The 12626-nt window shown below is 46.7% G+C and carries 12 protein-coding genes; 8 read left to right on the top strand and 4 right to left on the bottom strand.

Features of this window, described 5'->3' with window-relative positions; genetic code table 11:
• Window positions 1–36: 36 nt before the first annotated feature.
• The 4 genes from frc (ICV39_RS09575) (at window position 37) to ICV39_RS09560 (ending at window position 4141) form a co-directional block, all read left to right on the top strand.
• Window positions 37–1287, top strand: a complete 1251-nt coding sequence (gene frc, locus ICV39_RS09575) for a formyl-CoA transferase (protein WP_215389853.1) — start codon at window positions 37–39, stop codon at window positions 1285–1287.
• Between the two features lie 115 nt (window positions 1288–1402).
• Entirely contained in the window at window positions 1403–1831 is a 429-nt protein-coding gene (locus tag ICV39_RS09570; protein WP_215389852.1) for a PAS domain S-box protein, read from the top strand.
• A gap of 128 nt (window positions 1832–1959) precedes the next feature.
• A complete protein-coding gene (frc, locus tag ICV39_RS09565) occupies window positions 1960–3207 on the top strand; it encodes a formyl-CoA transferase (RefSeq protein WP_215389851.1) in 1248 nt (415 codons plus the stop codon).
• Window position 3208: 1 nt separating this feature from the next.
• Window positions 3209–4141, top strand: a complete 933-nt coding sequence (locus ICV39_RS09560; RefSeq protein WP_215389850.1) for a methionyl-tRNA formyltransferase — start codon at window positions 3209–3211, stop codon at window positions 4139–4141.
• A gap of 14 nt (window positions 4142–4155) precedes the next feature.
• Here the strand turns inward: ICV39_RS09560 and panC are convergent, their stop codons facing one another.
• From panC to metG, 4 genes are all read right to left on the bottom strand, one after another.
• Window positions 4156–5007 (bottom strand): pantoate--beta-alanine ligase, encoded by an 852-nt coding sequence (gene panC, locus ICV39_RS09555; protein WP_215389849.1) that lies wholly within the window; start codon window positions 5005–5007, stop codon window positions 4156–4158.
• Complete coding sequence (locus tag ICV39_RS09550) at window positions 5004–5867, bottom strand: ScpA family protein (protein WP_215389848.1); 864 nt, start codon at window positions 5865–5867, stop codon at window positions 5004–5006. The genes panC and ICV39_RS09550 overlap by 4 nt, the downstream gene beginning before the upstream one ends.
• Window positions 5860–6048, bottom strand: a complete 189-nt coding sequence (locus tag ICV39_RS09545) for a DUF3460 family protein (RefSeq protein WP_215389847.1) — start codon at window positions 6046–6048, stop codon at window positions 5860–5862. The genes ICV39_RS09550 and ICV39_RS09545 overlap by 8 nt, the downstream gene beginning before the upstream one ends.
• A gap of 103 nt (window positions 6049–6151) precedes the next feature.
• On the bottom strand, window positions 6152–7822 hold the full coding sequence (gene metG / locus ICV39_RS09540) for a methionine--tRNA ligase (protein ID WP_215389846.1): 1671 nt from the start codon (window positions 7820–7822) through the stop codon (window positions 6152–6154).
• A 144-nt stretch (window positions 7823–7966) separates the two neighbouring features.
• Here metG and ICV39_RS09535 point away from each other — a divergent pair, with 144 nt between their 5' ends.
• The 4 genes from ICV39_RS09535 to ICV39_RS09520 are packed head-to-tail and all read left to right on the top strand — an operon-like array spanning window position 7967 to window position 12617.
• Entirely contained in the window at window positions 7967–8818 is an 852-nt protein-coding gene (locus ICV39_RS09535; RefSeq protein ID WP_215389845.1) for a formate dehydrogenase accessory sulfurtransferase FdhD, read from the top strand.
• A 40-nt stretch (window positions 8819–8858) separates the two neighbouring features.
• Window positions 8859–9425: a dCTP deaminase gene (gene dcd / locus ICV39_RS09530; RefSeq protein ID WP_173955487.1), complete on the top strand. Its 567-nt coding sequence runs from the start codon at window positions 8859–8861 to the stop codon at window positions 9423–9425.
• Window positions 9426–9438: 13 nt separating this feature from the next.
• The gene (locus tag ICV39_RS09525; RefSeq protein WP_215389844.1) at window positions 9439–10353 is read left to right on the top strand and encodes an ion channel; all 915 of its coding nucleotides are present in this window, start codon (window positions 9439–9441) and stop codon (window positions 10351–10353) included.
• On the top strand, window positions 10350–12617 hold the full coding sequence (locus ICV39_RS09520; protein WP_215389843.1) for an arginine/lysine/ornithine decarboxylase: 2268 nt from the start codon (window positions 10350–10352) through the stop codon (window positions 12615–12617). Before ICV39_RS09525 ends, ICV39_RS09520 begins: the two co-directional genes overlap by 4 nt.
• The last annotated feature ends 9 nt before the right edge of the window (window positions 12618–12626 follow it).

The following is a 12626-nucleotide window of genomic DNA, read 5'->3' as shown; positions in this document are numbered from 1 at the left end:
TAGAAGCAAACAAGAAAGACTCAAGGAGAAATAAGCATGACTAAACCATTAGACGGTATTCGCATTATTGACTTCACACACGTACAAGCAGGTCCTGCATGTACACAGTTGTTGGCATGGTACGGCGCAGACGTAATCAAAGTAGAGCGTCCAGGTGCTGGTGACGTTACACGTAGCCAATTGCGCGATATTCCAGGCGCAGATGCTTTGTATTTCACAATGCTCAACGGTAACAAGCGTTCATTGACTCTTGATACTAAGACTCCAGAAGGCAAAGAAGTTTTGGAGAAGATGATCAAGACTTCAGACGTCATGGTTGAGAACTTTGGTCCTGGCGCGTTGGATCGTATGGGTTTCTCTTGGAAGCGTATTCAAGAATTGAATCCAAAGATGATCATGGCTTCTGTAAAAGGCTTTAGCGATGGCCACTCATATGAAGATTTAAAAGTGTATGAAAACGTTGCTCAGTGTGCTGGTGGTGCCGCTTCTACAACCGGTTTCTGGGATGGTCCTCCTACTGTTTCTGCAGCTGCTTTGGGTGACTCTAATACTGGTATGCACTTGGCAATCGGTATTTTGACTGCATTGATGCAACGTGAAAAAACTGGCCGTGGTCAGAAAGTATCTTGCTCAATGCAAGACGCTGTATTGAACTTGTGCCGCGTAAAATTACGCGACCAACAACGTTTGGACAAGGTTGGCTACTTGGAAGAGTACCCACAGTACCCACACGGTTCATTCTCTGATGTAGTTCCACGTGGCGGTAACGCTGGTGGTGGCGGTCAGCCAGGTTGGGTGTTGAAGTGTAAGGGCTGGGAAACTGATCCAAACGCATACATCTACTTCACTATTCAAGGTCACGCTTGGGAGCCAATTACTAAGGCTTTGGGCAAACCAGAGTGGGCAACTGATCCTGCGTACATGACTGCTGAAGCTCGTCAAGATAAGATTTTTGACATCTTCGCAACCATTGAAGATTGGCTCAAAGACAAGACTAAATACGAAGCTGTGGACATTCTCCGTAAGTTCGATATTCCATGTGCCCCAGTTCTCTCTATGAAAGAATTGGCTGCATCACCAGACTTGCGTAAGAGCGGTTCGATCGTTGAAGTTGACCACAAAGTACGTGGTAAGTATTTGACTATCGGTAGCCCAATCAAGTTCTCTGATTTGGAAATCGAAGTGAAGCCATCTCCTGTATTGGGTGAGCACACTGATGAAGTGTTGTCTGACCTCGGCTACAGCGCTGATGACATCGCTAAATTGCATGCAGCGAAAGCAGTTTAATAAGAACTATCAGTAATTGATGTATCTCAAGGCGCTCCAAGTGGGCGCCTTTTTTATTGCATCAAATACATCAATTACTTCAGCAGATATTTTGAAATCGTTTTAGACTGAGCATATGAAAACCAGTGTTGATTTACACCAGTTGGTGGAGTGTGTTGGCGATGCGATTATCGTGTCAGATGCTAATGAAAAAATTATCTTGTGGAATCCATCCGCAACTCGAATCTTTGGCTATACCGAGGAAGAAGCATTAGGGCAGTCTTTGGATTTAATTGTTCCAGAGCGCCAGCGTCAACGGCATAGCGATGGGTACAGCAAGTCTATGGAGACGGGCACAACTCGCTATGGCACTTCGCTCCTAAAGGTGCCTGCTAAGCATAAGAATGGCAGCACTCTTTCGATCGCTTTTACCGTTGGCATGCTATTTGACGAACATCATCAAGCAAATGGTGTGGTCGCAATCATTCGGGATGAGACTGCTCGGTTTGCCGAGGAAAGAGCCCTTAAAAAGCGCATTGCAGACCTAGAAAATCCATCAGCTTAGTCGCATGCAGTCCACGCAGGCTTTGTCCGCAGGGTGTGCTTAAAAAATAGGCACTCACCGTTTCCCTTCAGCCCCCGCTGGTAAAATTGCCCTAATTCAAAATTTTCATTCTTATTAGGACTTAAACCATGGCAAAAGCACTAGAAGGGGTCAAAATCCTCGACTTTACGCACGTTCAATCAGGGCCAACTTGTACGCAGTTGTTGGCTTGGTTTGGTGCGGACGTAATTAAAGTAGAAAAGTCTGGCGAAGGGGATGCAACTCGCGGTCAATTACGCGATATTCCTGATGCCGATAGCTTGTATTTCACGATGTTGAACCACAACAAGCGTTCGATCACTGTCAATACTAAAACCCAAAAAGGTAAAGAAATTCTTGAGCGCTTGATTAAAGAGTGCGATGTACTGGTCGAGAACTTCGCACCAGGCGCGCTCGATCGTATGGGGTTTTCTTGGGAGCGTATTCAAGAACTCAATCCAATGATGATCATGGCTTCAGTAAAAGGTTTTGGCCCTGGCCCATACGAAGATTGCAAAGTGTATGAGAACGTTGCGCAGTGCGCAGGTGGTTCTGCATCCACAACCGGTTTTGATGATGGCCCTCCTATGGTGACTGGTGCACAAATTGGCGACAGCGGTACTGGTTTGCATTTGGCATTAGGTATCGTGACTGCTTTGTATCAACGTACCCATTCTGGCCGCGGTCAGAAGGTGTTGGCGGCAATGCAAGATGCGGTATTGAACTTATGCCGTGTGAAGTTGCGTGACCAGCAGCGCTTGGAGCGCAATGGCTTGATGCAAGAGTACCCACAGTTCCCTAACGGCGAGTTTGGCGACTCTGTACCCCGCGCCGGCAATGCTTCTGGTGGCGGTCAGCCTGGTTGGATTGTGAAATGTAAGGGTTGGGAAAAAGATCCTAATGCCTATATGTATGTGATTGTTCAAGCCCCAGTATGGGAAGCGGTTTGCAAAGTGATTGGTCGTGAAGATTGGATTACTGATGTACGTTTTGCATCGCCAATGGCTCGCTTGCCACACTTAATGGAAATCTTCGCGGAGATCGAGAAGTGGACTATGACCATGACGAAGTTTGAAGTCATGGATATCTTGAACAAGTACGACATTCCATGCGGCCCAATTTTGTCAATGAAAGAAATCGCGGAAGAGCCAGCTTTACGTGCTACTGGAACGGTAGTAGAAGTTGATCATCCGATTCGCGGTAAGTATTTGACAGTAGGCAATCCAATCAAAATGTCTGATAGCCCAACAGAGGTGACACGTTCACCATTGCTTGGTGAGCACACCGACGAAATTTTGACTGAGCTTGGATACACTACAGACGATTTGATTGCTCTTCGTCACGATAAGGTGATCTAAGATGCGGATTGCTTTGATTGGGAGTGCGGATTTTGGTAAGGCGGCTTTAGAAGCCTTTTTGGATCGCGGCGATGAAATCGTTGCCGTTTTCTGTCCACCCGATAATCCCAAGTCAAGTAAGCCAGAAGTCTTAAAAGAGGCTGCTATTGCAAGGGGTTTGACCCCCTTGCAGTTTGCCTCACTCAAAAGCCCTGAGGCTGCTCAGGCAATGATTGATAGCCAAGCGGATATTTGCGTCATGGCTTATGTGTTGCAATTTGTCCCACAAGAGCTTTGCAAAATTCCAAAGCACGGCACGATTCAATATCACCCATCCCTATTGCCAAAATATCGTGGCCCTAGCGCCATTAACTGGGCAATTGCATTGGGCGAAGAAAAGACAGGTCTGACTATTTTCCGTCCATCCGATGGTTTGGATGAGGGCGAAGTGATTTTGCAAAAAGAAGTGATCATTGGACCTGATGACACTCTTGGAAAAATCTACTTTGATCATTTATTTCCGATTGGTATCAAAGCATTACTCGAGGCTGCGGACTTGGTGGTGGCTGGTAAGCATCAAGAAATCGTGCAAGATGAGTCAAAGGCTAATTACGAAGGTTGGTTTGATGCTAATGCTGCGCAGATTCATTGGGCAAGTCATATCTCCCAAATCTATAATTTGATTCGTGCTTGCAATCCAGCGCCAGGCGCATGGACCAAGTTTGGCGAACAAAAAGTGCAAATCTACGATTGCCACAAACATGTCGCCGCAACTTTTGGTGCAGTCAAAGGCAAGCCGGGTGAAGTAACTCAAATCACTCTGGATTCATTCTTTGTAACATGCCATGGTGGACAGATTGAAGTGCTTAAAGCCAAGGGTGCTGCAGGTAAAGTAAATGGCGCTGAATTGGCTAAAGAATTAAACCTACAGGTAGGGCAGTTCTTCGCCCTGTAAGCAGATCCTAGGGATTAAATCTCTAGGTTATCAATCAAGCGTGTCTTACCCAGTTTGGCGGCAGTCAAAATGACTAGAGGCTCGCCTGCCTGTAAGTTTTCATTTGAAGCGGGGGCAAGATTGCTCTGTTGGCGAATCGCAATGTAGTCCGGCTTCCAGCCACGGCTTGCTAAATTAGCAATCGCCGCTTTTTCAATTTGTGTAATCGCATCAGCGTTTCGTGAGCTTAATTGCAATACTTGTTCACGTACTTCCTTCAATGCCTTTTGAAGCTCAGGGGCTTCAGCACGTTCTTCGACGGATAGGTATCCATTGCGGGAGGAGAGTGCTAAGCCATCATCTGCACGAATGGTTTCACCAGGAACAATCTCTACTGGCAAAGCAAACTGTTTGGTCATTTGGCGGATGATCATCAACTGCTGATAATCTTTCTTACCAAACACAGCCACCTTAGGTTGTACGCATGAGAAGAGTTTTAAGACAACGGTGCACACGCCCTTAAAAAATCCTGGGCGGAATTCACCTTCAAGGATGTCCCCGAGTTGCTGGGGTGGATCTACTCGATACTCTTGTGGTTGCGGATAGAGGTCACGCTCGGTAGGTGCGAACAAGATGTAGACACCTTCTTTTTCAAGCTTCTCGATATCCGCCTGCATAGTGCGTGGGTAGCTATCAAAATCTTCGTTTGGACCAAACTGTAGGCGGTTCACAAAGATACTCGCTACTACTGGATCACCATGCTGTCTTGCTAATCGCATCAGTGATAGATGGCCTTCATGGAGGTTGCCCATGGTTGGCACAAATGAAGCGCGATTTTGTCCGCGCAAATGATCGCGCAGCTCTTGAATGTCGCTAATGATTTTCATGCAACGGGAGTATAGGCCAATCGAACGTAAATTGGAGCATAAGGCTCAGCTTGGGTAATCTCCACCAGAGATTCGCGGGAAAGCTCAAGCATGGCGATGAAGTTGACGATCACAACAGGGATCCCCTTGCCAGACTTAATGGCATCTTCAAACAGTTCACCAAATTCGATAAAGCGGGTGCTTTGTAAGCGACGCAAAATGCGAGTCATAAAGTCGCGAACAGAAAGCTCTTCACGAGTGATGGTGTGGTGCTGAGTTAGTTTGGCGCGGTGCAGTACATCGCGCCATGCCATTTGTAGATCTTCTAAATTAACTTCAGGCCAAGTGATTGCAACAGTGGTGTCTACAAAGCCATGTGCCACTTGGAAGTCACGTCCGTGCTGTGGAATTTGGTCAAGCTCTTGGGCTGCCAACTTCATGCGCTCGTATTCCAATAGGCGACGGACTAATTCTGCGCGTGGATCCTCCACCTCCTCTTCACTATCAGCCTTCTTCATTGGCAACAGCATGCGTGATTTAATTTCAATCAACATGGCAGCCATGAGTAAGTATTCTGCGGCAAGCTCAAGGTTGTGATGACGAATTTGATCGATGTAGCTCAGGTACTGTTGGGTGACCTGCGCCATAGGAATATCGAGCACATTAAAGTTTTGTTTGCGAATCAAATACAGCAAAAGATCTAGTGGGCCCTCAAAAGCCTCTAGAAAAACTTCTAATGCATCAGGTGGGATATATAAATCGTTTGGAAGCTTAAATAGTGGCTCGCCATAAAGCTTGGCGAACGCCTCCGACATGCCATCGGTAACCGATAGGGTGCTATCAAGTAAATCTGGAATTGGCTGAGAATTAGGCTCAGTCATTCGAGTAAACGTAGGCGCGTTGTTTGAGTTTGGCTGCTTTGGCGCGACGCTGATCTTCGACGCTCAGAGGCTCTTTGTCCCATAGCAGGGCGCGACCAGCTTGTTGGTCAGCCTCCAGATGAGGTTTCTGGGTTTTCAGTTCATTTAAGAACTGGGTGAATTCAGATTGGTATCTTGCCATGATGTTTCCTAAAATACTCAATAAATTCAATAACTTACAAAGTTAAAGATGAATGGGGCTTACGCCCTACGAGCACCATTATAGGTGCTTTTTGGGCTGATTTTTACAAGTTTGCAGCCAGTAAAGCCTCGATTTGCGGGGCTTCCACGCGGGTCATGAGGTGCTTATAGGGCTTGATTGGGTTTTTACTTGAGAGGGGCTTGTTGATATCAGACCAAGATTGGGGTGGTAATGACAAAAATTCTTCAACTCCAGTAGCCACATTCGGGATGATTGGCTTCAAATAAAGGCTGAGCATTCTGAATGCTTCTAACGTCACGCTGCAGACTTTTTGCAAGTCGGCTTCACGTGCGGGATCCTTGGCAATTTCCCAAGGTTTGTTTTCGTCTACAAAGCCATTGACCTTGTCAGCAAGCTCCATGATGGAGCGTAAAGCCTTCGCAAATTCTCTTGCCTCGTAAAGCGCGGCAATTTTTTCACTTGCGCTCGCAATCTCTTTTAGTAATGGATGACTCATAGCATCATCAGAAACAATGCCATCAAAACGCTTCACCAAGAACCCAGCACTACGACTTGCGATATTGATGTATTTGCCTAATAAGTCGCTGTTCACTCGTGCAACAAAGTCTTGAAGATTTAAATCTAAATCTTCCATACTATCGTTGAGCTTGGTGGCGAAGTAATAGCGGAACCACTCAGGATTAAATCCACATTCAATCACACTGTTTGCAGAAATTAACGTTCCGCGTGATTTACTCATCTTCTCACCATCAACGGTTAAGAATCCATGAGCGAACACATTGGTAGGAGTGCGGTAGCCTGCAAATTGCAAGGTGGCCGGCCAAAATAAGGTGTGGAAATACAGAATATCTTTACCAATGAAGTGGTATTGCTCTGTAGTGGTGTCAGGTTTGACCCACTCATCAAAATTTAGGCCCTTAGCCTGGCAGTAATTGAGGAAGCTGGCGTAGTAGCCGATCGGGGCGTCTAACCAGACATAGAAATACTTGCCTGGGGCGTCGGGGATTTCAAAACCGAAATAGGGGGCATCGCGAGAAATATCCCAGTCGCCTAATTTGCTATCGCCAGGTTCTCCAACCCATTCTTTCATCTTGTTGCGGGCTTCGGATTGCAAGGGGGTTTTTACTTGCGTCCACTCGCGTAAAAACGCTTCGCATCGAGGGTCAGATAACTTAAAGAAATAGTGATCAGAAATTTTCTTAATAGGGGTTGCACCGCTCACAACAGAAAATGGATTTTTGAGATCTGTTGGGGAATAAGTAGCGCCACATTTTTCGCAATTGTCGCCATACTGATCTTTTGCGCCACACTTCGGACATTCGCCCTTAATGAAGCGATCCGGCAAGAACATTTCTTTAACGGGATCGTAAGCTTGTTCAATTGCGCGTTTTTCAATCAAACCTGCATCGCGTAATTTGAGATAAATGCTTTGTGATAGTTTTTCATTCTCAGGGCTATCGGTGGTGTAGTAGTTGTCGAATGAAATCAGAAAATTGTCGAAGTCGCGTTTATGTTCTTTCCAAACATTGGCGATCAATTCTTTAGGAGTAAGGCCCTCTTTCTCTGCGCGCAGCATGATCGGCGTGCCATGGGTGTCATCTGCGCCAACGTAATGGACCTCATGGCCGCGCATGCGTTGGAAGCGAACCCAAATATCCGTTTGGATGTATTCCACTAGGTGGCCAATATGGATCTGGCCATTGGCATACGGCAGGGCAGAGGTAACGAGAAGACGGCGCTGTGAGCTACTCATGTAAAGCGAATGATTGAAGAAAGGTTAAATTGGGGCTTAATCCAACATTATGATGGCTTGAGCAGTGATTTTAGTCTGCGGTTAAAGTAAAGATCCGTTTAGTGTCGATAAAATAGGGCTCACCCCCGCTTTAGAAGGTAGTTCATGTCCGTAGAGGCTGCAAAACCCGCCATCCAGATGTCCAGTGCTTCAGTGCCCTTGGTGCACGAGGTCGAGGTTTTGGATGAGGCAGGGCGTCGCAAGTTAACTCATATTCCTGGGGAACGTCCACTGACGATTTATCTGGATAAGCGTGAGGTGGTGACCTTGATGACTTTGGGAAGCGCTCCCGAAGCTTTGGTTCTGGGTTACCTTCGCAATCAGCGCCTGGTGGAATCGCCAGACGATATTGAGAGTATTCAGGTGGATTGGGAAACGGATTCAGCTGCGGTGAAGACCCGGCGTAGTACGGTCGATATTGATGCCCTAACGAGCAAACGCGTTGTCACTACTGGTTGTGGTCAGGGAACGATGTTTGGCGGTCTCATGGAGGAGATGGCTGAAATTCGTTTGCCTGATGGTCCGAAGTTAACCCAAGAAGCCATCATCGCCCTTGTTGAGGATATTCGGACTCATGACACCATCTACAAGAAGTCAGGATCGGTACATGCTTGTGCTGTTTTCGAGCGCGAGGGTGAGCATGGCGTACGACTGCTCCACTTTATCGAAGACGTAGGGCGTCACAATGCTGTGGACTCCATTTCGGGCTTGATGTGGCTGGCCAATAAGCCTGGCAGAGATTTGGTCTTCTTCACTACTGGCCGCCTCACCTCGGAGATGGTGATCAAGGGCGCCCAAATGGGTATTCCATTCTTGTTGACACGCTCTGGAGTCACCCTGATGGGCCTAGAGTTGGCTCGCAAGACCAATCTAACCATCCTGTCCCGTTGCTCGGGCAAACATTTTGAGATCTACAACGCCCCTGAGCGGGTGGTTTTTAGTCCAAAAACCCCATAATTTCATGTGCAGTATGGGGCGAAGGTTTTACAATTCGCCCATGACTATTAAATCTGACCACTGGATCCGCCGCATGGGCGAGCAAGGCATGATTAGCCCATTTGAACCTGGGCAAATTCGCCAAGATGCCTCAGGCAACAAAATTGTAAGTTATGGCACATCAAGTTATGGCTATGACATTCGTTGTGCAGACGAATTTAAGATCTTTACCAACATCAACAGCACCATTGTTGATCCTAAAAACTTTGATGAGCAATCCTTTGTCGATTTCAAAGGTGATGTTTGCATCATTCCACCAAACTCTTTTGCTTTAGCGAGAACGGTTGAGTATTTCAAGATTCCACGCAGTGTTTTAACTGTCTGCGTTGGCAAGAGTACGTATGCTCGTTGCGGCATTATTGTGAACGTAACTCCATTTGAGCCTGAGTGGGAAGGTTATGTGACTTTGGAGTTTTCGAATACCACACCATTGCCAGCTAAGATTTATGCGGGTGAGGGTTGCGCACAAGTACTTTTCTTTGAAAGTGATGAAGTTTGTGGCACATCCTATAAAGATCGCGGTGGTAAATATCAAGGTCAGCGGGGCGTAACCCTGCCTAAGACTTAATCCATTCACGGTAGTGGAAAAATTTCACCTGGGTCGCCGCCCCGAGCGGATTAACCTCGATGAATACCGCGCTACGCTGACGCGCTCAGCAGTAGCGCGCCCCGAAAACAATTTCTACCATTGGCTGTTAGGTACGAGCTGGAGCAAATTTCTGCTTCTGGTGATTTGTGTGTATTTGGGCACCAATTTCTTATTTGCGTTGGCTTATTTAGCTTGCGGACCTGGCGCTATTACCAACACGGCACCTGGATCGCTAGTTGATGTATTTTTCTTTAGCGTGCAAACCATGGCAACCATTGGTTATGGTCAGATGACGCCAGTAGGGCATTGGCCAAATTCCATTGTTACATTTGAAGCATTCTTTGGAATCGTCTATTCCGCCTTAACAACCGGTTTAGCTTTCGCTCGATTCACGCGGCCAACCGCTGGTGTCCGCTTTTCAAAAGTCGCCGTGGTCGGGAATCACGATGGCATCAAAACCTTAAAGTTCCGCGTGGCTAATGATCGTAGCTCGCATATTGTTGAAGCACAACTACGACTATGGTTGATAGCGGAGAGTATGACGGCAGAAGGTGAGCGTTATCGCAGATCAGTTGAGCTGCCACTTCATCGCTCAGAGAGCCCAGTCTTCTCTTTGACATGGACTGCAATGCATAGCTTGGATGAATCTAGTGCCCTCAATGAATTTTTGGGCAACAGCGCACTCAATGGACATTGGCACCTCTTAATCACCTTTACGGGCTATCACGAGAGCCTTGCTAACCAAGTTTATGCCCGACATGTTTACTTGCCTCGGGATGTACAGCAAAATGCGTCATTTATCGATATAGTCACGGTTTTGCCAGATGGTGGACGGGTCATTGATCTAGCCAATTTTGAGAAGTGGGTTCCGAACACGTCGGACAAATCAGCAGGGGAGTTTTTATGAAATTTCGTTTCCCAATCATCATTATTGATGAGGACTTTCGCTCCGAGAATATTTCGGGTTCAGGTATTCGCGATCTCGCCGAGGCGATTGAGAACGAAGGTATGGAAGTTATTGGCTTAACAAGCTATGGTGACTTGACTTCATTTGCGCAACAAGCTTCCCGCGCATCTACATTCATTGTATCGATTGATGATGAAGAGTTTGTATCGGATTCTGAAGATCATGATCTTCCAGCGCTGAATAATTTACGTGCATTTATTACAGAAGTGCGCAAGCGTAATGAAGATATTCCTATTTTCTTGTATGGTGAGACGCGTACCTCGCGCCATATGCCAAACGATATCTTGCGTGAATTGCACGGCTTCATTCATATGAATGAAGATACGCCCGAGTTTGTTGCGCGCCACATTATTCGTGAAGCCAAAGTGTATTTGGATTCATTAGCGCCACCATTCTTCCGCGCCTTAACCAATTACGCATCTGAAGGTTCATATTCTTGGCACTGCCCAGGTCACTCGGGAGGTGTTGCGTTTCTAAAGAGTCCTGTAGGCCGTATGTTTCATCAGTTCTTCGGCGAGAATATGCTCCGCGCTGACGTATGTAATGCTGTTGAAGAGTTAGGTCAGCTCTTAGACCATACTGGACCAGTCCTCCAGAGTGAGCGCAATGCTGCGCGTATTTTTAATTCAGACCATTTGTTCTTTGTGACTAATGGAACATCAACTTCGAACAAAATTGTTTGGCACTCCACCGTTGCTCCTGGTGACGTAGTCTTAGTGGATCGTAACTGCCATAAGTCTGTGATTCATTCGATTACGATGATGGGCGCGATCCCGATTTTCTTGATGCCAACCCGTAATCACCTTGGCATTATTGGCCCAATTCCAAAAGAGGAATTTGAGTGGGCCAACATCAAGAAGAAGATTGATGCGAACCCGTTCATTAAGAACAAGAACGTTGTTCCACGTGTAATGACGCTGACACAAAGTACTTATGACGGTATTGTTTACAACGTTGAGATGATTAAAGAGATGTTGGATGGCAAGGTGGATTCCTTGCACTTTGACGAAGCTTGGTTACCGCATGCTGCATTCCACCCGTTCTACAAGGATATGCATGCGATCGGAGCCGATCGTAAGCGCACCAAGAAAAGCTTGATGTTTGCCACTCAGTCAACCCACAAGCTTTTGGCAGGTTTATCTCAGGCCTCACAAGTTCTGGTGCAGGATGCCGAGGAACACAAGCTGGATAAGGATTGCTTCAATGAAGCCTATCTGATGCATACCTCAACCAGTCCTCAATACGCCATCATTGCATCTTGTGACGTTTCTGCAGCGATGATGGAATCACCTGGTGGCACGACCTTGGTTGAGGAGTCGATCGCTGAGGCGATGGACTTCCGCCGTGCCATGCGCGAAGTGGATGATAAGTTTGGCGCAGATTGGTGGTTTAAGGTTTGGGGTCCAGATCATTTGGCTGAAGAGGGTATTGGTGAGCGTTCTGATTGGGTGTTGGAGCCCAATGCAAGCTGGCATGACTTTGGCAAACTTGCCAAAGGCTTCAATATGCTTGACCCAATTAAGGCCACAGTCGTCACTCCTGGTCTCGATATCGAAGGCAACTTTGGCTCAATGGGAATACCTGCGAGTATCGTGACAAAGTATCTCGCCGAACATGGTGTGATCGTGGAGAAGTGCGGTTTGTATTCTTTCTTCATCATGTTCACTATCGGCATTACCAAAGGCCGTTGGAATACTCTAGTAACCGAGCTACAACAATTTAAAGATCACTTTGATAAAAATGCACCGCTCTGGAAAGTGTTACCTGAGTTTGTGGCGAAACACCCACGTTATGAGCGTGTTGGTTTGAAAGACATTTGCCAGCAAATCCATGAGTTCTATAAGAGCCGTAATGTGGCTCGTATGACTACTGAGATGTACACATCGGATATGGAACCTGCCATGATGCCTTCAGAAGCATGGGCGAAGATGGCGCATAGAGAAGTGGATCGCGTTCCATTGGATCAATTGGATGGTCGTGTGACAGCGATGTTGGTTACGCCTTATCCTCCAGGCATTCCATTGCTTATTCCAGGTGAGCGCTTTAATAAACGTATCGTTGACTACCTCTATTTTGCGAGGGACTTTAATGAAAAGTTCCCAGGTTTTGAGACTGATATCCATGGGCTAGTTAAAGCGGATGTGGATGGACGTAGTGAGTACTATGTGGACTGTGTGAGACAGCAGCCTGATATCACCCTGTAAAAGGAATCC

The sequence above is a fragment of the Polynucleobacter sp. MWH-UH25E genome, assembly GCF_018687095.1.
Lineage (GTDB): Bacteria > Pseudomonadota > Gammaproteobacteria > Burkholderiales > Burkholderiaceae > Polynucleobacter.
Note: the sequence above shows the minus strand (reverse complement) of the source record. Positions and strands in the feature narration are given on the sequence as shown.

Excerpts from the sequence above, each read along its gene's own strand:
- dcd (WP_173955487.1), top strand. The coding sequence starts at position 8,859 with ATGACTATTAAATCTGACCACTGGATCCGCCGCATGGGCGAGCAAGGC.
- frc (WP_215389851.1), top strand. The coding sequence starts at position 1,960 with ATGGCAAAAGCACTAGAAGGGGTCAAAATCCTCGACTTTACGCACGTT.
- panC (WP_215389849.1), bottom strand. The coding sequence starts at position 5,007 with ATGAAAATCATTAGCGACATTCAAGAGCTGCGCGATCATTTGCGCGGA.
- ICV39_RS09535 (WP_215389845.1), top strand. The coding sequence starts at position 7,967 with ATGTCCGTAGAGGCTGCAAAACCCGCCATCCAGATGTCCAGTGCTTCA.
- ICV39_RS09560 (WP_215389850.1), top strand. The coding sequence starts at position 3,209 with ATGCGGATTGCTTTGATTGGGAGTGCGGATTTTGGTAAGGCGGCTTTA.
- ICV39_RS09520 (WP_215389843.1), top strand. The coding sequence starts at position 10,350 with ATGAAATTTCGTTTCCCAATCATCATTATTGATGAGGACTTTCGCTCC.
- ICV39_RS09550 (WP_215389848.1), bottom strand. The coding sequence starts at position 5,867 with ATGACTGAGCCTAATTCTCAGCCAATTCCAGATTTACTTGATAGCACC.
- frc (WP_215389853.1), top strand. The coding sequence starts at position 37 with ATGACTAAACCATTAGACGGTATTCGCATTATTGACTTCACACACGTA.
- ICV39_RS09570 (WP_215389852.1), top strand. The coding sequence starts at position 1,403 with ATGAAAACCAGTGTTGATTTACACCAGTTGGTGGAGTGTGTTGGCGAT.
- ICV39_RS09545 (WP_215389847.1), bottom strand. The coding sequence starts at position 6,048 with ATGGCAAGATACCAATCTGAATTCACCCAGTTCTTAAATGAACTGAAA.
- metG (WP_215389846.1), bottom strand. The coding sequence starts at position 7,822 with ATGAGTAGCTCACAGCGCCGTCTTCTCGTTACCTCTGCCCTGCCGTAT.